The following is a 20,154-nucleotide window of genomic DNA, read 5'->3' as shown; positions in this document are numbered from 1 at the left end:
CCCGCCGGCGGCCGCCTACGCCGTCCGAAGGTCTCGAGCCTGGGTGCGGTCGTGATCCTGGGCGCCGACTCATCGTCGTCCCGCTGCGGGAGCACCTCGTGCAGGACGTCCGGTTCCTCCCGCAGGAGGAGGTCGGCGGGGGTGGCGCGGGCTTACAGTGGCAGGCACCCCGCCGGTGGAGGCGGGACGGAGCAGTGACGGCACGCGGGGAGGCTTGAACGTGTCCCAGGGGTTCACACCCCGCCTCCATCCTCCGGTGCGGCCCGCCCTCTTGCCCCCGGGGCCTTCAGCCCTTCTGTCGCTGGGGCCTTCCGCCCTTTTGCCCTTGAGGTGTCTTCCCTCCCCGACCCCGCGCCACCAGGTGCCGCCTGCCCGGGCCGACCGGGGCGGCGGTCGGCAGGGACGCGTCACCCTCGGCACCGCGACGGGCCACCCCCTGAACAGCCCCACAGGTCGCTCCCTCGGCACCGCAGCGGGAGGCTCCGTCGGCATCGGGAGGGCACGCCCCTCTGACGCCTCGGCGGGCCGCGGCGGGAGGCTGTCGTGAGGGTGTGGGGGCGGGCGCGCCGGGTGCAGCTGCGCGACGTGCTCCTCGCCGTGCTCGTGGCCGTCGTCTCGCTGACGCTGCTCACCTTCTGGGGACCCGCGGCGCGCGGCGTGCCGGTGGAGGGGCTGCGGGAGCCGGACGCGCTGGGTGTCGTGCTGGTCCTGCTGGCGTGCGTGCCCGTCGCGGTGCGCAGGCGGTGGCCGCTGACCGGCCTGTGCGCGGCCCTGGTGCCCGAGACGGCGCTGGAGGGCCTCGGGTACGGCACAGGCCTGACGGGGGCTGCCGGGCTGGTGATGCTGTACTCGGTGGCCGCCTACCGGGGTCTGGCGGTGGCCCTGGGCGGCCTGGCCCTGTCGCTGGTGCTGTCCGCGGCGGCGGGGGCCGGCGCACCTGCGGCCTGGAGCGACCATCTGGTGGTGATCGTGGCGCTGGTGGCGGTGTGGGGCGTGGGCCGGAGCCTGCGGCTGCGGCGCGCGTACATGGCCGAGCTGAAGGACCGCGCGGCGCGCCTGGAGCGGGCGCGGGCGGCCGACCGGCGGGCGGCCCGCGCCGAGGAGCGGTCCCGGATCGCGCGGGAGCTGCACGACGTGGTGGCCCACCACGTGAGCGTGATGACCGTGCAGGCGTCGGCGGCGCGCCGGGTGCTGGCCTCGGATCCCGAGCTGGCCGGTGAGGCGCTGTCGGCGATCGAGGAGACGGGCCGGATGGCGCTGACCGAGATGCGGAACATCGTCGGGGTGCTGCGGGCGGGCGCGCGGGCGGAGCTGGGGCCGCAGCCGGGCACCCGGGACCTGCCGGCCCTGGTGGAGCAGACGCGGGAGGCGGGGCTGGCGACCGGGCTGACGGTGGAGGGCCCGCCGGGGCCGATCCCGGCCGGGGTGGACCTGGCCGCGTACCGGCTGGTGCAGGAGGGGCTGACGAACGCGCTGCGGCATGCGGGCGCGGGCGCGACGGCGCGGGTGACCGTGCGGTACGAGCCTCGCGAGCTGGACGTCCGCGTCGAGGACGACGGGGGCGGCCCGGACGGCGGGCGGGACGCGGGCGGCGGATCGGGAGCGGACGGCGGACGGGGCGCGGACGGGAGCGGGCATGGATTGGTGGGGATTCGCGAGCGTGTGGCGCTCTATGGTGGAATCCTCAGCATCGGCCCGAGGCCAGGGGGCGGTTTCGAGGTGCGGGCGAGGTTCCCGCTGAAGGACGGACAATGACGATCAGAGTGCTGCTGGTGGACGACCAGCCGCTGCTGCGCACAGGGTTCCGCCTGATCCTCGAGGCCGAGCCGGACATCACGGTCGTGGGGCAGGCCGGTGACGGCAAGGACGCCCAGGACCAGACGCGGGCCCTGCTGCCGGACGTGGTCCTGATGGACATCCGGATGCCGGGGGTCGACGGGATCGAGGCGACCCGGCGGATCGTGCGGGAGGCGGCGCCGGGGGCGCACGTGCCGAAGGTGCTGGTGCTGACGACGTTCGACCTCGACGAGTACATCGTGGAGGCGCTGCGGTCGGGGGCGTCCGGGTTCCTGCTGAAGGACGTGCCGCCGGACGAGCTGGTGCAGGCGATCCGCGTGGTGGCGGCGGGCGACGCGATCGTCGCGCCGAGCGTGACGCGGCGGCTGCTGGACCGGTTCGCGGCGCGGCTGCCCCCGGCCTACGAGCAGCCGGCCCCGGCGCGGGTGGACCGGCTGACGGAGCGCGAGCTGGAGGTGCTGCGGCTGATCGCCAAGGGCATGTCCAACGCGGAGATCGCGGCCAAGCTCGTGGTGAGCGAGACGACGGTGAAGACGCACGTGGGCAACGTGCTGACGAAGCTCGGGCTGCGCGACCGGGTGCAGGCCGTGGTGCTCGCGTACGAGACCGGGCTGATCACTCCCGGGGCCCTGTCCTAGCGGGCGTGGACGACCGCCCGCCCCCGTCGGGCGGGGAGGCGGCCGGGGAGGCGGGCGGTGCGGCCGTGGGTCAGGCCGTGACCGGATCGTCCTTGCCGGCGGCGGGCACGTCCGGGGCGTTCTCCGGGAAGTGGCAGGCGACGCGGTGTCCGGTGGCCAGCTCCGCCAGCGGCGGCTCGACCTTCTTGCAGATGTCCTGCGCCTTCCAGCAGCGGGTGTGGAAGCGGCAGGCGGGCGGCGGGTTGAGCGGGCTGGGCACGTCGCCGGTCAGGCGGATGCGCTCGCGCCGGGCGCGTCCGCGCGGGTCGGGCACGGGCACGGCCGACATCAGGGCGTTGGTGTACGGGTGCATGGGCGCCGCGTACAGGCTCTTGCGGTCGGCGATCTCGACGAGCTTGCCGAGGTACATGACGGCCACGCGGTCGCTGATGTGGCGGACCACCGACAGGTCGTGCGCGATGACCACGTAGGTGAGGTCCAGCTCGTTCTGCAGGTCCTCCAGCAGGTTGACGACCTGGGCCTGGATGGACACGTCCAGGGCCGACACCGGCTCGTCGGCGATGATGAGCTTCGGCTTGAGCGCGAGCGTGCGGGCGATGCCGATGCGCTGCCGCTGACCGCCGGAGAACTCGTGCGGGTAGCGGTTGTAGTGCTCGGGGTTGAGGCCGACGAGTTCGAGGATCTCCTGGACGGCCTTCTTGATGCCGTTGTCGGTCTGGACGCCCTGGATGCGGAACGGGGCGCCGACGATGGCGCCGACCGTGTGGCGGGGGTTCAGCGACGAGTACGGGTCCTGGAAGATCATCTGCATGTCGCGCCGGAGCGGGCGCAGCCTGCCCTGGCTCATGTGCGTGATGTCGCGGCCCTCGAACAGGACCTGGCCGGCCGTGGGCTCCAGCAGCCGGGTCACCAGGCGGCCCGTGGTGGACTTGCCGCAGCCGGACTCCCCCACCAGGCCGAGCGTCTCGCCCTTGTAGACGTCGAAGCTGATGCCGTCGACGGCCTTGACGGCGCCGACCTGCCGCTTGAGCAGGCCTTTGGTGATGGGGAAGTGCTTCTCCATGTCCCGGACGGACAGGAGCGGGTCGCCCTGCCGGGCGGGCTCGGTCGCGGGCAGGGTCTGTGGCTCGCTCACTGGGTCTCCAGCACTGGCTTGATCTCGGTCTCCCACAGGGTGCGCCGCTCGGCCGGGCTCATGTGGCAGCGCACGAGGTGGCCGCCCTCGGTCTCGGCGAGCGCCGGCACCTCCGTGTCGGCCCTGCCGCCGGTCCGCTCCGCGTACGGGCAGCGCGGGTGGAAGGCGCAGCCGGGCGGCACGTTGATGAGCGACGGCGGGCTGCCCTTGATCGGGAGGAGCCGCTCGGTGGGCTCGCGGTCGAGGCGGGGCATGGATCCCAGCAGACCCCAGGTGTAGGGGTGCTCGGGACGGTAGAAGATGTCGTCGGCCGTGCCGTACTCGATGCACTTGCCGCCGTACATGACGAGGATGTCGTCGGACAGCTCGGCGACCACGCCCAGGTCGTGGGTGATGATGATGAGCGCGGAGTCGAACTCCCGCTGCAGGTCGCGCATGAGGTCGAGGATCTGGGCCTGCACGGTGACGTCGAGCGCGGTGGTCGGCTCGTCGGCGATGAGCAGCTCGGGGTCGCACGAGAGCGCCATGGCGATCATGGCGCGCTGGCGCATGCCGCCGGAGAACTCGTGCGGGTAGGCGTCGACCCGGCGGGACGGCTCGGGGATGCCGACGCGGCCCAGCATGTCGATGGCGTGCTTCCTGGCCACGGACTTGGAGACGCTGTGGTGGATGCGGTACGCCTCGATGATCTGGTTGCCCACGGTGTAGAAGGGGTGCATCGCCGACAGCGGATCCTGGAAGATCATCGCCATCTTCTTGCCGCGCAGGCCGCGCACGTGCTCCTGGGAGGCGCCGACCAGCTCCTCGCCGTCGAGCCAGATCTCGCCGGAGATGTTCGCGCCCCTGCCCTTGTGCAGGCCGAGGATGCCGAGGCTGGTGACCGACTTGCCGGAGCCGGACTCGCCGACGATGCCGAGCGTCTTGCCGCGTTCGAGGCTGAAGGTCAGCCCGTCCACGGACCTGACCAGGCCGTCGTCGGTCGGGAAGTGGATCTTCAGGTCCTTGACGTCGAGGAAGCTCTGGGGGCTCACGACAGCCTCACTCTCGGGTCGACGACCGCGTACAGAAGGTCGACGATCAGGTTGGCCAGGATGACGAACAGCGCGGCCAGGAGGGTGACCCCCATGACCTTGGGCAGGTCCTGGTTGGTGATGGCGTCGATGGCGTACTTGCCGAGGCCGTTGAGCGAGTAGGCGCTCTCGGTGAGGACGGCGCCGCCGATGAGCAGGCCGAAGTCCAGACCGAAGATCGTGATGATCGGGGTGAGCGCGGCGCGCAGGCCGTGCTTGGTGATGACCTTGCGCTCGATCAGGCCCTTGGCGCGGGCCGTGCGGATGTAGTCCTCGTTCATCGTCTCGAGCATGCCCGCCCGGGTGAGCCGCGCGTACCCGGCGGCGAACAGGAAGGCCAGCGTGATCCACGGCAGCAGCAGGCCGTAGGCCCACAGCACCGGCGAGTCGTTGAACGTGACGTAGTAGCCGCCCTGCGCCGCCCAGGCGAACGGGTTGCCGTAGGAGAAGAACTGCAGCGACAGCAGCGCCGTGAAGAAGATGGGCAGCGAGACGCCCGCCAGGGCGATGACCATGGCCGCCCGGTCGAACAGGGTGCCTCTTCGCAGGGCCGACAGCACGCCGATGCCGACGCCGAGCAGCACCCAGATGACGGCGGCGCCGACGGCCAGCGACAGCGTGATCGGCAGGCGGTCCATCAGATCGGGGAAGACGGGCTGGCGGGTGATGAACGAGTAGCCGAGGCAGGGGGCCGGGCACCGCTCGACGCCGGCGCCGTAGTCGTAGTCGGCTCCGGCGACGATGCCCTTGACGTACCTGCCGTACTGCACGATCAGGGGATCGTTGAAGCCGAGGCGCTCGGCGGCCAGCTTGGCGGTCTCCTCCGTGGCGGTGCGGCCGACGTAGCGGCTGGCCATGCTCTCGGGGGTCGCGCCGGCCAGGCGCGGCACGAGGAAGAAGATCGCGAAGGTGGCCATGCTCACGATCGCGAGCATGATCACCGCGCCGATCAGGCGCCTGATGATGTATGTGAACACAGTGCCCGGCCCGGTGGCCGCCCGGAGGTTCTCTCCGGACGGCCACCTGCGGCCTTCACCTGCCTTACTACTCGGTATCCGGCACGAAGGTGACTACTGGACGCCCATCGCCACGTAGTCGTACATCTGCTGACCGTCGTTGATCAAGACGTTGGTGAGACCCTTGCCCCGGACGAGCAGCGACTTGGCCACGATGCCAGGCAGGATGACCGACTCCTCCATGACGCGCTTGTCGATGGCGGCGTAGATCTGCTCACGCTTGGCCGGGTCGGCCTCCTGGAGCACCTGGTCGAACATCTTGTCGACCTCGGGGATGCGGACCGAGAGGTTGGACGAGCCACCGCCCTCGCGGATGACGCGGCTGTCGGTCATCTGCTGGAGGAAGCCGTAGCCGTCAGGCCAGTCGGAGCCCCAGCCGTTGATGGCCAGGCCCAGGTTCTCCTTCACCACGAACGACGGCTTGCCGGCGTAGAGGGAGAAGTAGTCCTTCAGCGGGTACGGCTTGAGCGTCACGTTGATGCCGACGCGGGCCAGCGACTCCTTGAGGCCCTCCGCCGTCTTCTTCTCCTTGTCACGCTCGGCGCGGTAGGAGATGTTCGTCTCGAAGCCGTTCGGCTGACCGCACTTGGCCAGGTACTCCTTGGCCTTGGCCAGGTCGCCCTTGCCCTCGGGGCTCGGGTACAGGTCGAACTTCTGCGAGCCGGGGATGCCCGGGGGCAGCAGGTGGGTCGCGATCTCGCCACCCGTGGTGCCGCCGTAGGCCGCCACGTAGCCGGTCTTGTCCGCCGCGTACTGCACGGCGATGCGGCAGTCCTTGTTGTCGAACGGCTTGACCGTCGGGTTGATCGAGGTGTACCAGAGCCGCTGGATCGTCGGGTTGTCCGTACGGGCCTTCAGCGCCGGGTCCGGGAGGATCTTGCTGAGCGCCGCCGGCTGGACGCCGGTGCCCTCGACGGCGACGTGCAGGTCGCCGGAGATCACCCGGTTGTCGATGTCGTCGGCGTTGACGTTGGTCGACACCTCGTAGCGGTCGGGCAGGGCCGGCCGGTTCGGGTCGGTCGCCGCGTCCCACTGGTCGTTGCGGACCAGGGTGAAGCCCTTGCCGATCTCGTTCTTCTCGAACTTGTACGGGCCCGAGGAGATCACGTGCTCCTGGTACTTGGTGCCCGTGTCCTTGGCCTGCGGCACCGGCATGGTGACCGACATCTGGGTCAGGTAGTCGAAGCCGCTGAAGGGCTGCTTCAGGTGGAAGACCACGGTCTTGTCGTCCGGGGTCTCGACCGCCGAGCTGAAGTCGGCGCCCTTCGACTTGTACGGGCCCTTGTAGTCCTTCGGCCAGTCGAGCAGATCGTTGAGGTACGTCGGGCCGTTCGGGAAGGTCTCGCGGTCGAAGGAGCGGGCCACGCCGTAGGCCACGTCCTTGGACGTGATCGGGGTGCCGTCCTCGTACTTGAGGCCGTCGCGCAGGGTGTAGGTCCAGGTCTTGAAGTCAGCGCTCGGCTTGCCCAGCTCCTTGGCCAGGTCCGGCACCGGCTTGGCGCCCTCGGCGCCCGGCTTGCCGGGGAACATCGTCAGCGCCCGGCCGTACAGGCGGATGAAGTTCCACGAGTAGCCGTAGTAGGTGTCGGCCGGGTCCAGCGAGTCCCAGTCGCCGGAGTTGGCCAGCTTGATGGTGCCGCCCTTCTTGGTGGAAGGGTTGAACACCCCCGTCAGCGCGGCGTCGGCCTTGTCGGCGGCGGCGGGCTGGCCTGGCTCACCGGACGACTGAGGCGTGGTGCTGGTGCCTCCGCAGGCCGCCAGGCCCATGGCGAGTGCCACGGTGACCGCGGACACCCCCAGTGCGGGCTTTCTTCTCATCTCTTACAACACCCCTTGTTGTTCGGAGCCAGGGAAACAGCGGTTGGTCAGCGGGCTCATCGGCTGCCGCGCGGGTCGAGTGCGTCGCGCAGCCCGTCGCCGAAGAGGTTGAAGGCCAGCACGGTGATGAAGATGGCCAGGCCGGGGAAGATCGCGTAGTGCGGGACGGTGTAGATGCGCGCCGCCTCGGCGAGCATCCCGCCCCAGGTCGGCGTCGGGGGCCGCACGCCCACGCCGAGGAACGACAGCGCCGCCTCGAACAGGATGTTCGTGGGGATCAGCAGCGTCGCGTAGATGAGGATGGGGGCCATCAGGTTCGGCAGCAGCTCGCGGAAGATGATGTACGGGCCGCGCGCGCCGAGGCTGCGGGAGGCGTCGATGAACTCGCGCTCGCGCAGCGACAGCGTCTGGCCGCGGATGATGCGCCCGATGTACGGCCAGTTGAAGAAGCCGATGATGAAGATCAGCAGCGAGACGCGCAGCGTGTCACCGGTGAGCCCGAACGCCTTGTCGGGCACCACGCCGGCCAGCGCGATGGCGAACACCAGCAGCGGGAAGGCGAGGAAGACGTCCATGGCCCGGCTGATGAGGCTGTCGACCCAGCCGCCGAAGTAACCGGCGACGACGCCGAGGACGGTGCCGATGCCCACCGACAGCAGGGTCGCGAGGAAGGCGATGAGCAGCGAGATGCGGGCGCCGTAGAGGATGCGGCTGAAGATGTCGCGTCCCCAGACGGGGTCGACGCCGAACGGGTACTCCCAGCTGATCCCGCCGAACTTGTCCTTGGGGATCTGCGTGGTCTGGTCGATCATGTCGCGGTGGAACTCGAGCGGCGGGTGACCGAACCAGGCCACGAGCACCGGCGCGAAGACGGCGACCAGGATGAGGAAGACGATGACGCCCGCGCCCACCATGGCGATCTTGTCGCGTTTGAGGCGCAACCAGGCGATCTGACCGAGCGATCGGCCCTGGATGGCCCTGCGCTCCGTGCCGGCCAGGACCGCTTCGGGCGAGGCCTGTGCGGCGGATTCGGGCACGTCGAGCGGTGCGGTCATGCGCCCTCCCGACGTCGCGCCGGGCGGCGCTCCGAGAATCGCGTGGCCGAGGAACTGCGCATGCGGTTCATGCCCCCTGGGTTGCAGACGACGAGGTCCGAGCCGGACACCGTCCGGTCTGGTGGCATCCGTGACATGAGACCGCACGTCGCGGCCCCAGGGTGCAGAATCTATGCCTTGAGCTGCGCTGACCAGCCCCCCGCGGGCCTATGTGGCTCAACTGTGATTGACGCGAAACTCATTCGTATTGATCTTGAATGGAATGTCAGCGCGCCATCGCGATTCTGTCGCGGATCTGTGACACAAGCCTAGTCACTTGATGCCGCGGCGCCGAAGGATGTCCTCGATGTCAGAGAAGTCGTCGTCGCTCTTGCGCTTCGCGGGGGCCTCGACCGCGGGCTTGCCCGCCTGCGCGGGCCGCCCTCCGGCGACCTCCGGGGCCTCCGCCGGGCCCGTCGCGGCCCGCCCCGTCACCTCTTCCTGGCGTGCCTTGCGGCCCTTGCGCGCGCCGCCCTCACGGGCCAGCACACGGCCCCTCATCACGCCGGAGACCACGAACAGCACCACGGACAGCCCGGCCACCGCGACACCGGCCCATACCAGCGGGTTGAGCACCAGGCTCGTGACGAACCCGACGACCGTCGCGCCGATCGTCCACAACGCCTGCAACGCGCCGGTCAGGTACGCGGCCAGGGGCAGCAGCGCCCACGCCGCCGCGCGCATGCCCGCCGCCGCGCCCCTGCGCCGGAAGGCCAGGAAGCTGAGCACCAGCCCCGCGATGGTCAGTCCGGCGCACAGCGCCATCCACGGGATCTGTTCAAACATTCCGGCCGCCGCCCCTCGTCTCGACTACGCCTTCCATCCTGGCACGCGGACACCGGCCGGGCGCTCCTCCGCGAGGACCACTTCCCCCTTAGGGGAAGGGGCCGGAGATCTCAGGGACACCCCTCGGGGCCCCCGTGGCGGCCGGGGAGGCTCAGGCGGGGACGAGGGCGCGCAGGTCGGCGATCGTGACCTGGGTCAGCGAGGAGACCACCAGGCGGCCCGGGGCGGGCTCGACGGGCAGGACGCTCGGCACGGCGACCACCGCGCAGCCGGCCGCCGTGGCGGCCGCGACGCCCGTGGGAGAGTCCTCCAGCACCACGCACCGCACCGGCTGCACCCCGAGCAGCCGCGCGGCCGTCAGGTACGGCTCCGGGTCGGGCTTGGTACGGGTCACGTCGTCGGCCGTGACGACGGCGTCGAAGCGGTCGCGGCCGACGGCCTTGAGCACGGCGTCCGCGATGTCCTTGAGCGACGAGGTGACCAGCGCCACCGGGACGCCCTCGGCGCGCAGTCCGTCGAGCAGCTCGGCCGCCCCCGGCATGACGTGCACGCCCTCGGCCAGCGCGCCGACCATGCCGTCGACCATCCACTGCCACAGGGTCTCGGGCGGGACGTCCGCCCCCGAGACCTCCAGCATGTAGGCGACCGTGCGCTCCATGGAGCCGCCCACGAGGTGCGCCTGGTGCTCGGCGGTCCAGACGGCGCCGAGCCGGGCCATCACGCCGGTCTCGATCTCCAGCCACACCTTCTCGGTGTCGACGAGGAGGCCGTCCATGTCGAAGAAGGCGGCTTGCATGCGGCTCCGATCGGTCGCTGACGGGCGCCGGCCGGCCCGGCGCGGGGCCGGGCCGCCGGCTGGGGCGTCAGACGTTGAAGTACTTGGCCTCGGGGTGGTGGGCGACGAGGGCGGAGGTGGCCTGCTCGGGGTGGAGCTGGAACTCCTCCGACAGCGTGACCCCGATGCGCTCCGGCGAGAGCAGCTCGAAGAGCTGCACCTGGTCCTCCAGGTTGGGGCAGGCCGGGTAGCCGAACGAGTAGCGGCAGCCCTCGATGTTGACCTTGAGCATGTCGTCCAGCGACTCCTCGCCGCCGATGCCCAGCTCCGCCCGGACCCGGGCGTGCCAGTACTCGGCCAGCGCCTCGGTGAGCTGGACCGATAGGCCGTGCAGCTCCAGGTAGTCGCGGTAGGCGTCCTTGGCGAACAGCTCGGCCGTCGCCTCGGAGATCTTGCCGCCCATCGTGGCCACCTGGAACGCCACCACGTCCGTCTCGCCCGACTCGCGCGAGCGGAAGAAGTCGGACAGGCACAGGTGACGGTCACGGCGCTGGCGCGGGAAGGTGAAGCGGGTGCGCTCATTGCCGGCGTCGTCCAGGATGATCAGCGAGTCGCCGTCGCTGACGCACGGGAAGTACCCGTAGACGACGGCCGCCTCCAGCAGGCCCTCGGTCTGGATGCGGTCGAGCCACATGCGCAGCCGGGGCCGGCCCTCGGTCTCGACCAGCTCCTCGTAGTCGGGGCCGTCGCCGCCGCGGGTCGGCTTGAGCCCCCACTGGCCCAGGAACAGCGCGCGCTCGTCGAGGAAGGCGGCGTACTCGGTCAGCGAGATGCCCTTGACGATGCGGTCGCCGTGGAAGGGCGCCGTCGGCACGCGGTTGTCGGCGGCCACGTCGGAGCGGGCGGGCAGCTCCTCGACGGGGGTGCGCTGGAGCACGGCGCCGGTCTTGACGCGGCGCTCGCGCAGCGGCGGCAGCGTCGCGCCGGCCACGCCGCGCTTGACGGCCATGAACGAGTCCATGAGCCGCAGCCCCTCGAAGGCGTCGCGGGCGTAGCGCACCTCGCCCTCGAACAGCTCGGCGAGGTCCTGCTCGACGTAGGCGCGGGTGAGCGCGGCGCCGCCCAGCAGCACCGGGTACTTCTCGGCCAGGCCCCTGGAGTTCATCTCCTCCAGGTTCTCCTTCATGATGACCGTCGACTTCACCAGCAGGCCGGACATGCCGATGACGTCGGCCTTGCTGTCGTCGGCGGCCTCCAGGATCGCGGAGACGGGCTGCTTGATGCCGAGGTTGACGACCTGGTAGCCGTTGTTGGACAGGATGATGTCGACGAGGTTCTTGCCGATGTCGTGGACGTCGCCCTTGACGGTGGCCAGCACGATGCGGCCCTTCGTCTCGCCCTCCACCCGGTCCATGTGCGGCTCCAGGTAGGCGACGGCGGCCTTCATCACCTCGGCCGACTGGAGCACGAACGGCAGCTGCATCTGGCCGGAGCCGAACAGCTCGCCGACGGTCTTCATGCCGTCGAGCAGCACCTCGTTGATGATCTCCAGGGCGGGCCGCTGGTCCAGGCCGGCGTCGAGGTCGGCCTCCAGGCCCTTGCGCTCGCCGTCGATGATGCGCCGCTTGAGCCGCTCCCACAGCGGCAGCGCGGCCAGCTCCTCGGCCTTGCCGGCGCGCACGGCGGCGGCGTCGACGCCCTCGAACAGGTCCATGAACCGCTGCAGCGGGTCGTAGCCCTCGCGGCGCCGGTCGTAGACCATGTCGAGCGCGACCTGGCGCTGCTCGTCGGGGATGCGGGCCATCGGCACGATCTTGGAGGCGTGGACGATGGCCGAGTCGAGGCCGGCGTTGACGCACTCGTTGAGGAACACCGAGTTGAGCACCATGCGCGCGGCCGGGTTGAGGCCGAAGGAGATGTTGGACAGGCCCAGCGTGGTCTGCACGCCCGGGTAGCGGCGCTTGAGCTCGCGGATGGCCTCGATGGTCTCCAGGCCGTCGCGGCGGGTCTCCTCCTGGCCGGTGGCGATGGGGAAGGTCAGGCAGTCGACGATGATGTCCTCGACCCGCATGCCCCAGTTGCCGACGAGGTCCTCGATGAGGCGGGTGGCGATGCCGACCTTCCGCTCGGCGGTGCGGGCCTGGCCCTCCTCGTCGATGGTGAGCGCGACCACGGCCGCGCCGTGCTCGCGGACCAGCCGCATGATCTTCTGGAAGCGGGAGTCGGGGCCGGCGCCGTCCTCGTAGTTGACGGAGTTGACGGCGGCGCGCCCGCCGAGCATCTCCAGGCCGGCCTGGAGCACGGCCGGCTCGGTGGAGTCGAGCATGATCGGCAGCGTGGAGGCGGTGGCGAAGCGGAAGGCCAGCTCCCGCATGTCGCCGGCGCCGTCGCGGCCGACGTAGTCGACGCACAGGTCGAGCATGTGGGCGCCGTCGCGGGCCTGGTCGCGCGCCATCTCGACGCAGTCGTCCCAGTGGCCCGCCAGCATGGCCTCGCGGAACGCCTTGGAGCCGTTGGTGTTGCACCGCTCGCCGATCGCGAGGTAGGAGGTGTCCTGCCGGAACGGGACGCTCTGGTACAGCGAGGAGGCGCCGGGCTCCGGGTGGGGGCGGCGGGTCACGGGCTCGCGGCCGCGCACCCGCTCGACGACCTGGCGCAGGTGCTCGGGCGTGGTGCCGCAGCAGCCGCCGACCATCGACAGGCCGTAGTCGCGGGTGAAGGCGTCGTGGGCGTCGGCCAGCTCCTGGGCGCTCAGCGGGTAGTAGGCGCCGTCGGAGGTCAGCACCGGCAGGCCGGCGTTGGGCATGCAGGACAGCTTCAGGCGGGAGTGGCGGGCGAGGTAGCGCAGGTGCTCGCTCATCTCGGCGGGGCCGGTGGCGCAGTTGAGGCCGATCACGTCGACGCCGAGCGGCTCGATCGCGGTCAGCGCGGCGCCGATCTCGGAGCCGAGCAGCATCGCGCCGTTGGTCTCGATCGTCACCTGGGCGATGACCGGCACGTCGCGGCCGGAGTCCTCGGCGGCCCGCTTGGCGCCGACGACGGCCGCCTTGACCTGGAGGAGGTCCTGGCAGGTCTCGATGATGATCGCGTCGGCGCCGCCCGCGATGAGGCCGGCGGCGTTGTCGCGGTAGGCGTCGCGCAGGCTGGAGTACGGCAGGTGGCCCAGGGTGGGCAGCTTGGTGCCGGGGCCCATCGAGCCGAGCACGAAGCGCGGCCGGTCGGGGGTTGACCAGTGGTCGGCCCGCTCCCGGGCGATGCGCGCGCCCGCCTCGGAGTACTCGAAGACCCGGTCGGAGATGTCGTACTCGCCGAGGGCCGCGAGGTTGGCGCCGAAGGTGTTGGTCTCGACGCAGTCGACGCCGACGGCGAAGTACGCGTCGTGGACGCCGGCGACGATGTCGGGCCGGGTGACGTTGAGCACCTCGTTGCAGCCCTCGTGCCCCTCGAAGTCGTCGAGGGTGGGGTCCTGCGCCTGCAGCATCGTCCCCATGGCGCCGTCGGCGACGATGACTCGCTGGGACAGGGCTTCACGGAAGGAGGACGCGGAGCTGCTCATGGCGCTCAGCTTATCGGCTGTGCCCGCCGCGGGTTCTCGGGGACACGGCAATTGGATCATCAGCGCTCCCATCCTGCACCGGCGTCACCGCGGTACCGGGATCTCGCCGCCCGAGGATGGTGCGGAGCCGGGCCCGCGTCTGGTAAAGGTGATCATCAGCACTCGGTGACATGAGCGGCTCCTCACCGCATAGGCTTAGCGGGACGGAGGAGAGAGGAGGCGACACATGATCGAGCTCGAAGGGCTCCCCGAGCTCGTCGACCCGGTGCTCATCGCCGCGTTCGAGGGGTGGAACGACGCGGGCGAGGCTTCCAGCGGTGTGATCGCCCACCTCGAGTCCGCGTGGAAGGCCGAGCCGCTGATCGCGCTCGACCCCGACGACTACTACGACTTCCAGGTCACCCGGCCCGTCGTGGAGATGGGCGACGGGCTGACGCGCTCGATCGTGTGGCCGACGACCCGGCTCTTCCACGCGCGCCCGCCGGGGCTGGAGCGCGACGTGGTGCTGCTGCGCGGCATCGAGCCCAACATGCGCTGGCGCTCGTTCTGCGCCGACATCATCGAGGTCTGCCGCGAGCTGGGCGTGGAGCTGGCCGTCATGCTGGGCGCGCTGCTCAACGACTCCCCGCACACCCGGCCGGTGCCGATCCTGGGCGGCGCGACGGACGAGACGCTGGCCCGCTCGACCAACCTGGAGCTGAGCCGCTACGAGGGCCCGACGGGCATCGTGGGCGTGCTCCAGCACGCCTTCGGCGAGGCCGGGCTGAAGGCCGTGTCGCTGTGGGCGTCGGTGCCCCACTACGTCGCCCAGCCGCCCAACCCGAAGGCGACGCTGGCGCTGCTGCGCCGCATGGAGGACGTCCTCAACATCCCGATGCCGCTCGGCGACCTCGACGAGGAGGCCCGCGCGTGGGAGCGCGGCGTGGACGAGCTGGCGTCCCAGGACAGCGAGGTGGCCGAATACGTCAAGGAGCTGGAGGACCGCAAGGACGCGGCGGAGCTCCCCGAGGCCAGCGGTGACGCGATCGCGGCCGAGTTCGAGCGGTACCTGCGGCATCGCGACACCGATACTGACAGCTAACTTCCAGCATTTCGGGCGCGCTTCCCGCGCGCCGTTCGGGTCATAATCGGGCCGTACGACGGCGAGGCCGACCGGGGTTCCAGCCCGGTCAGGGCCTGGCCGAGGCTGAGCCAGGAGAGTCGGGCGTGCGCCGGTCACAGGGGCGTCACGCCGCCCTGTTCCACGTGACCGCCCACGTAAGGCCCCCCATGGTGACATCTCACGTAGACCCGCATCAGCGAAGCCAGGACGCCAGGCGACGTGTCCTGGAGATGGCGCTGTCCCTGCGCGACGGGCCGCCGGGCGGCTCGGTCGACCACTTCCTCGCGCTGTTGCAGTACCGCCTGCCGTTCTGGCTGAGCGTCCTGCACGACCTGTCGAACCACGCCGGCCGTGACACGGTCCGCGGCAATCTGGTGCCGGTGGCGCGGGCGGGCGTCGAGTACCACCTGGAGGTGCAGTCGGCCGCGCTGCCCGCGTTCAGCTCGCCCGCCGTGACCGTGCGCGTCCGCGAGGCCCTCCGCGCCGCGGGGCTCGGGCCGGACGCGGAGGTGACGCCGCTGGCCGCCTACCTGGAGGAGGAGCGGCGGCTCGGCCGGGTGGCGGCGGGCGTGGACCCGGAGGCGAGCGCCCGGCTGCTGCTCGCGGGATGCTTCCACCGGGCCTACCTTGAGCTGTTCGTCGGGGCGGACGCGGTACCGTCACGGGACGTGAGCGCCGAGGAGATCGTCCGCGAGTTGCGCCTGGATCCCCCCGCCTGACCGCCCGCCCCCGCTGCGGTGGGCGGGAACGCGGGTCACGCGGTTTCCGGTGCGCCACGGGCCGGGGTCAGGCCGTCGCGGCGCGGGCCTCGGCGCGCCGCGGGTCAGGCTGTCGCGGCGCGGGCGGTCAGGGCGGCCTCGTCGTAGCGGGCCCACACCAGCGACGCCACGTCCGGGTCCGCGCCCAGGGGGTCGGTGACGAGGTCGGCCCCCGCGGCCAGGAGGCGCCCGTGGAAGTGACCGGGCGCCAGCACGTACGACGCGACGGCCACCCGCCGGGCCGGACCGGACCGGACCCGTTCCAGCGCGTCGGAGAGCGTCGGCGTGCCGGCCGAGGCGAACGCCGCGGTGACCGGCCGGCCGAGCCGTACCGCGAGGCGGTGGGCGGCGGCGCGCACGTCGGCCAGCGCCGCCGGGTCGGACGAGCCGGCCGCGCCGAGGATGACCGCGTCGGTGCGGCGCAGCCCCGCGCGGGTGAGCGAGCGGGTCAGCGCGGAGGTGAGCAGCCCGTGCGGGCCGAGCGGCGCCGCCATGAGCGCCCCCGGCCGGTGCTCGGCGAGCACGGCGGGCAGGTCGACGTGGACGTGGTAGCCGCCGGCGAGCAGCAGCGGCGCCACGACCACGGGCCCGGGCACGGCCGGCAGGACGTCGCGCAGCAGCGGTCCGCTGATCTCCAGGTAGGCCAGCTCGACGCGGCGCCCCGGCCGTCGCCGGCGGACGGCGGCGGCCAGCTCGGCGAGGGTCCGCTCCCCCTCGGCGCTGCGCGTGCCGTGCGCCGCCAGCACCAGCGTGGGCGCGCCGCCCCGGGACACCGCCGGGGAAAGCCCCCGGGACGGCCCTTTCGGCGACACCCGGGACGGATGCGGGGACGGGCTCCGGGGCGGGCCCGGACGCACGCTCACTGGTGGGCCTCGTGGGTGCAGGCCAGGCGGTAGCCGCGCTTGACCACCGTCTCGACGATGCCGCCCGGCCCGAGCGCCCGCCGCAGCCGGGTGATCGCCATCTCGACCGCGTGCTCGGCCGAGTCGCGGGCCAGGCTGCCGGGCAGCACCGTGCGCAGCTCCGTACGGGACACCACGTGGCCGGGCTTGTCGGCCAGCCGCTTGAGCACGGCCATCGGCGCGGGCGGCAACGGCCGCAGCTCGCCGTCCACGACGACGGCGTGGCCGCGGATCTCCAGGTGGTGCCCGCCGGCGAGGACGCGGGTGACGCCGTGCTCGGGAAGGTGCCGGGCCAGGGCGCGGGCGAGCGCGCCGAGCCGGGAGCGTTCCGGCTGGAGGGTGGGGATGCCGCGGGAGACGAGCGGGTCGGCGGTGACGGGGCCGACGCAGGCCGCGACGACCCGGCCGCCGAAGGCGGCCAGCAGCGGCTCCTCCAGCCCTTCGGCGCGGGCGGCGGCGAACATGGCGTGGACGGCGGGCGCGCTGGTGAAGGCGACGGCGTCGACGGCCCCGGAGATCGCCTGGGTGATGAGGCGGCGCAGGGGTGAGGGGTCGCGGTAGGGCAGCCACCGGTAGACGGGGATCTCGATCACCTCGGCGCCCGCCGCGCGCAGGTCGGCGACGAAGTCGGCCAGCGGCTCGCCGTGGAGCTGCACGGCGATGCGCCGGCCCCGCAGGTCCTGGGCGAGCAGGTGCTCCTTGACCTCCTGGCAGGAGTCGGTGGCGGGCGTCCAGTGGTCGTCCAGGCCGGCGGCGCGGACCGCTCCCCTGGCCTTGGGGCCGCGGGTGAGCAGGCGGGCGCGGCCGAGCTGGGCGACGAGGTCGCCGGACAGGCCCCAGCCCTCGGCGGCGGCCACCCAGCCCCGGAAGCCCACGCCGGTGGTGACCACCACGTCGTCGAGGGGTGCTTCCAGGCTGAGGCGGGTGGCGGCCAGCAGGTCGGAGTCCTCGGCGAGCGGCACGAGGCGGATCGCCGGCGCGCTCACCACGCGGGCGCCTCTCCGTTCGAGCAACGCGCCGAACTCCTCGCGCCGGCGGGTCGCGGTGACGCCGACGGTGAAGCCGGACAGGGCGTTGGGCGCCGTCTCGTGGGTACGCGACGGGTCCTCGTCGGGGAGCGTGCTCACGCGGACACCTCCTGATGGATCGGGGGAACCGGTGTGCCCGGCCGGGCCCCGAGCACCCGGCCGGGCATCACAGGCACGTGAACCAGAAGTGAGATCACGGGTCCATGGTGCTTTCGTGCCGTTTCGCCGCTGGGTCCCTTCTGTTACCGCTGTGCTACAAGCGTTCCGGCACCGGGTGCGGCGGGAACGGCAGGCAGTTGTCACCGCGGTGCCACATCCGCCGCCGTCCGGGATTGATCGCGAGCGGGCGCGGGAAGCCTTCCGGGTGACCAAGCGACCTTTCGGGGAGGTTCGGTGACGGTCCGGCCCATCCGCCTGTTCGACGACCCGGTGCTGCGCTCGGTGGCGGCGCCGGTGCGCGACTTCGACCGCGAGCTGCGCGGCGTGGTCAAGGCGCTGATCGCGACGATGCGCGCCGGCCCGGGGCGGGCGGGGCTGGCGGCGCCCCAGCTCGGGGTGCCGCTGCGGGTGGTCGCCTACGCGTACGAGGGCCGGTCAGGCCACCTCGTCAACCCCCGCCTGGAGCTGTCGGAACGACGCGTGACGGCGGACGAGGCGTGCCTGTCGGCGCCGGGGGTGTGGTGGCCGCTGGAGCGCTCGTACATGGTGGTCGCGCGCGGCCGTGACATGTTCGGCAAGCCCGCGACGGTACGCGCGCTGGGCGTGCTGGCGAGGGTGCTGCAGCACGAGGTGGACCATCTGGACGGCGTGCTGTTCAGCGATCACCTGGAAGCAGGCGAGCGGGAACGGTTTCTGGCCGTCGCACGACCATCGGGATGAGGGAGCGGCGCTGGTCGGGGTCGGTGCCGCCCCAGACGCCGTTGACCTGGCGGGTGTCGATCGCGTAGTCCAGGCAGGGCTGGCGCACCGGGCATCCCCGGCACACCGACTTGGCCTGCTCCACCTGCTCACGGCCCGGCCCCTCCATCGTGATCGGGAAGAACAGTTCCGGGTCCATGGCCTGGCAGGCAGCCCTGCGTGACCAGTCGAGCATCATCATGCTCACGGCGCCTACCCCTTTCCCGGCGGGTCACACCACTTCGTCGAGCAGCCTGTCCCAGTCGGCGAGGAACCGGCCGAGCCCGTAGCGGGCCAGGGCCGCGGCGCGGGCGGCCTTCCCGGCCTGGGCGGCCCGCTCCGGGTCGGCGGCGAACTCCTTCAGCGCTCGGACCAGCACGTCCATCTTGGTGGAGATCACGCCGGCCTCCGGCGGGACGGCCTCGATGGCCTCGGTGGCGGCCAGCGCCACGACCGGCATGCCGATCGTCATCGCCTCGATGAGGGCCAGCCCGAGCGAGGTCCACCGGTACGGGTGCAGGTAGACGCGCCGCCGGGCCAGCTCCCGGTGCATGAGGTGCTGCGGCAGGTCCTCGTACGTCCCGTACGGCAGTTCGCTGACCTTCATGCCGAACACGTCGAGCGGCACGACCTCGTGGAAGCGGGGCAGCAGGTCGGTGCCGGCGACGCGGGTGCGCCGCACCGGCTCGTTGACCACCACGCCGGCCCGGGGCAGCTCGCCGGTGTAGAGGTGGCCGGGGTCGGGGACGCCGTGCTCGATCACCCGGGTGGGGGCCCTGCCGTTGTCCCAGTACAGCTCGTTGAAGTGGGTCACGTGGACGAGCGTGACGTCGTCGCGGCCGGCGAGCAGGTGGCGGGTGCGGGGCACGTCGCCCGCGGGCGTGTTGTGCTCGACGTAGACGCCGGGCAGGTCGCGGCCGAGCCACTCGCGGGCCAGGTCGAGGTCGCGGGGGCGCTGGTGGACGACGACGTCGATCGGCTCGTGGCGCAGCCGGTCCCATCTGACCTCGCGGGCGCTCTCGGGCCAGTCGTAGGTCTCGGCGCGGCCCAGCCCGTCGGGGCCGCGATCGGGGACGAGCGGCAGGACGTACTCGTGCCGCCCGCGGATGAACGCGTTGGTCCACGCGCCGTGGACGTGCCACAGGAGGATCCTCACCAGCGGCTCCAGCCGATCACGCGGGCCCGGCGCGAGTGACCGGCGGGGACGGGGGCGGCCTCCAGGTCGCCGAGCAGCCGGTCGGTCACCTCGGTGAGGTCGGCGGCCACCTCGGCGGCCTCCAGGACCTCCTGGTGCAGCGTCTGCGGGGTGGGCACGAGGATGCCGCGGGCGCCCGCCGCGCGCGCCGCCTCCATGTCCCTGCCGATGTCGCCGACCACCACGCAGTCGCGCGGGCTCACGTCCAGCACGGCCGCGGCCCGGATGACCAGGCCGGGCGCGGGCTTGCGGCAGGTGCAGCAGTCGCCGTCGTCGTGGACACAGATCGCCCACGCGTCGAACGGCCCCATGAGCTCCTCGACCCGGGCGTTGACCTGCCCCATCTCGTCGGGCGTGATGAGCCCCTTGGCCACCCCCGACTGGTTGGTCACCACGGCCACCGGGATCTCCGCCCTCCGCAGCCGTGACAGCGCCTCGACCGCCCCCGGCATCGGCTGCACCTTGCGGGGGTCTCCGTTGTACGGGACGTCCCTGATCAGGGTCCCGTCACGGTCGAAGAGCACGGCCCCGGGACCTCGCTGTACGAACACCGCTCACCTCCGTCACGCCGGCCGGTCAGCTACCCG

General features: G+C 72.1%; 18 protein-coding genes. 5 read left to right on the top strand and 13 right to left on the bottom strand.

Annotated elements, in window-relative coordinates; translation table 11 throughout:
* Positions 1 to 543 precede the first annotated feature (543 nt).
* Both AB0H64_RS21545 and AB0H64_RS21540 read left to right on the top strand, forming a co-directional pair.
* On the top strand, positions 544 to 1,755 hold the full coding sequence (locus tag AB0H64_RS21545) for a histidine kinase (protein WP_357627025.1): 1,212 nt from the start codon (positions 544 to 546) through the stop codon (positions 1,753 to 1,755).
* Positions 1,752 to 2,435: a response regulator transcription factor gene (locus AB0H64_RS21540; RefSeq protein WP_357627022.1), complete on the top strand. Its 684-nt coding sequence runs from the start codon at positions 1,752 to 1,754 to the stop codon at positions 2,433 to 2,435. Before AB0H64_RS21545 ends, AB0H64_RS21540 begins: the two co-directional genes overlap by 4 nt.
* A gap of 70 nt (positions 2,436 to 2,505) precedes the next feature.
* Here the strand turns inward: AB0H64_RS21540 and AB0H64_RS21535 are convergent, their stop codons facing one another.
* The 8 genes from AB0H64_RS21535 to metH form a co-directional block, all read right to left on the bottom strand.
* A complete protein-coding gene (locus AB0H64_RS21535; protein ID WP_357627096.1) occupies positions 2,506 to 3,498 on the bottom strand; it encodes a dipeptide ABC transporter ATP-binding protein in 993 nt (330 codons plus the stop codon).
* Between the two features lie 68 nt (positions 3,499 to 3,566).
* Positions 3,567 to 4,601: an ABC transporter ATP-binding protein gene (locus AB0H64_RS21530; RefSeq protein WP_357627020.1), complete on the bottom strand. Its 1,035-nt coding sequence runs from the start codon at positions 4,599 to 4,601 to the stop codon at positions 3,567 to 3,569.
* Positions 4,598 to 5,617, bottom strand: coding sequence for an ABC transporter permease (locus tag AB0H64_RS21525; RefSeq protein ID WP_357627017.1), 1,020 nt, complete (start codon positions 5,615 to 5,617; stop codon positions 4,598 to 4,600). Before AB0H64_RS21525 ends, AB0H64_RS21530 begins: the two co-directional genes overlap by 4 nt.
* 93 nt (positions 5,618 to 5,710) lie before the next feature.
* Positions 5,711 to 7,474, bottom strand: coding sequence for an ABC transporter substrate-binding protein (locus AB0H64_RS21520; protein ID WP_357627014.1), 1,764 nt, complete (start codon positions 7,472 to 7,474; stop codon positions 5,711 to 5,713).
* A gap of 56 nt (positions 7,475 to 7,530) precedes the next feature.
* On the bottom strand, positions 7,531 to 8,529 hold the full coding sequence (locus tag AB0H64_RS21515) for an ABC transporter permease (protein WP_357627012.1): 999 nt from the start codon (positions 8,527 to 8,529) through the stop codon (positions 7,531 to 7,533).
* A 312-nt stretch (positions 8,530 to 8,841) separates the two neighbouring features.
* Complete coding sequence (locus AB0H64_RS21510) at positions 8,842 to 9,354, bottom strand: cellulose synthase (protein WP_357627010.1); 513 nt, start codon at positions 9,352 to 9,354, stop codon at positions 8,842 to 8,844.
* 151 nt (positions 9,355 to 9,505) lie between these two features.
* Entirely contained in the window at positions 9,506 to 10,150 is a 645-nt protein-coding gene (locus AB0H64_RS21505; protein WP_357627009.1) for an HAD family phosphatase, read from the bottom strand.
* A gap of 67 nt (positions 10,151 to 10,217) precedes the next feature.
* Positions 10,218 to 13,685, bottom strand: a complete 3,468-nt coding sequence (gene metH / locus AB0H64_RS21500; protein ID WP_357627006.1) for a methionine synthase — start codon at positions 13,683 to 13,685, stop codon at positions 10,218 to 10,220.
* A 226-nt stretch (positions 13,686 to 13,911) separates the two neighbouring features.
* Here metH and AB0H64_RS21495 point away from each other — a divergent pair, with 226 nt between their 5' ends.
* A complete protein-coding gene (locus AB0H64_RS21495; protein ID WP_357627003.1) occupies positions 13,912 to 14,766 on the top strand; it encodes a PAC2 family protein in 855 nt (284 codons plus the stop codon).
* 251 nt (positions 14,767 to 15,017) lie between these two features.
* Positions 15,018 to 15,506 carry a hypothetical protein gene (locus AB0H64_RS21490; protein WP_357627000.1) on the top strand — a complete coding sequence of 163 codons (489 nt, stop codon included), beginning with the start codon at positions 15,018 to 15,020 and terminating at the stop codon, positions 15,504 to 15,506.
* A 104-nt stretch (positions 15,507 to 15,610) separates the two neighbouring features.
* Here AB0H64_RS21490 and AB0H64_RS21485 read toward each other — a convergent pair whose 3' ends face one another.
* Both AB0H64_RS21485 and AB0H64_RS21480 read right to left on the bottom strand, forming a co-directional pair.
* A complete protein-coding gene (locus tag AB0H64_RS21485) occupies positions 15,611 to 16,357 on the bottom strand; it encodes a CbiX/SirB N-terminal domain-containing protein (protein WP_357626999.1) in 747 nt (248 codons plus the stop codon).
* A 47-nt stretch (positions 16,358 to 16,404) separates the two neighbouring features.
* Positions 16,405 to 17,574, bottom strand: a complete 1,170-nt coding sequence (locus AB0H64_RS21480) for a uroporphyrinogen-III synthase (protein ID WP_357626996.1) — start codon at positions 17,572 to 17,574, stop codon at positions 16,405 to 16,407.
* Positions 17,575 to 17,868: 294 nt separating this feature from the next.
* On the opposite strand from AB0H64_RS21480, the gene AB0H64_RS21475 reads away from it, so the two are divergent.
* The gene (locus tag AB0H64_RS21475) at positions 17,869 to 18,354 is read left to right on the top strand and encodes a peptide deformylase (protein WP_357626994.1); all 486 of its coding nucleotides are present in this window, start codon (positions 17,869 to 17,871) and stop codon (positions 18,352 to 18,354) included.
* Here AB0H64_RS21475 and AB0H64_RS21470 read toward each other — a convergent pair.
* From AB0H64_RS21470 to AB0H64_RS21460, 3 genes are read right to left on the bottom strand one after another with little or no spacing between them, the layout of a single operon-like run.
* Complete coding sequence (locus tag AB0H64_RS21470; protein WP_310709023.1) at positions 18,290 to 18,574, bottom strand: WhiB family transcriptional regulator; 285 nt, start codon at positions 18,572 to 18,574, stop codon at positions 18,290 to 18,292. The genes AB0H64_RS21475 and AB0H64_RS21470 overlap by 65 nt on opposite strands.
* 30 nt (positions 18,575 to 18,604) lie before the next feature.
* Positions 18,605 to 19,528, bottom strand: coding sequence for a glycosyltransferase (locus tag AB0H64_RS21465; RefSeq protein WP_357626992.1), 924 nt, complete (start codon positions 19,526 to 19,528; stop codon positions 18,605 to 18,607).
* Positions 19,525 to 20,118 carry an HAD-IIIA family hydrolase gene (locus AB0H64_RS21460; RefSeq protein ID WP_357626990.1) on the bottom strand — a complete coding sequence of 198 codons (594 nt, stop codon included), beginning with the start codon at positions 20,116 to 20,118 and terminating at the stop codon, positions 19,525 to 19,527. Before AB0H64_RS21460 ends, AB0H64_RS21465 begins: the two co-directional genes overlap by 4 nt.
* Positions 20,119 to 20,154 lie beyond the last annotated feature (36 nt).

The organism is Nonomuraea sp. NPDC050733 (assembly GCF_040654215.1).
GTDB lineage: Bacteria > Actinomycetota > Actinomycetes > Streptosporangiales > Streptosporangiaceae > Nonomuraea.
Note: the sequence above shows the minus strand (reverse complement) of the source record. Positions and strands in the feature narration are given on the sequence as shown.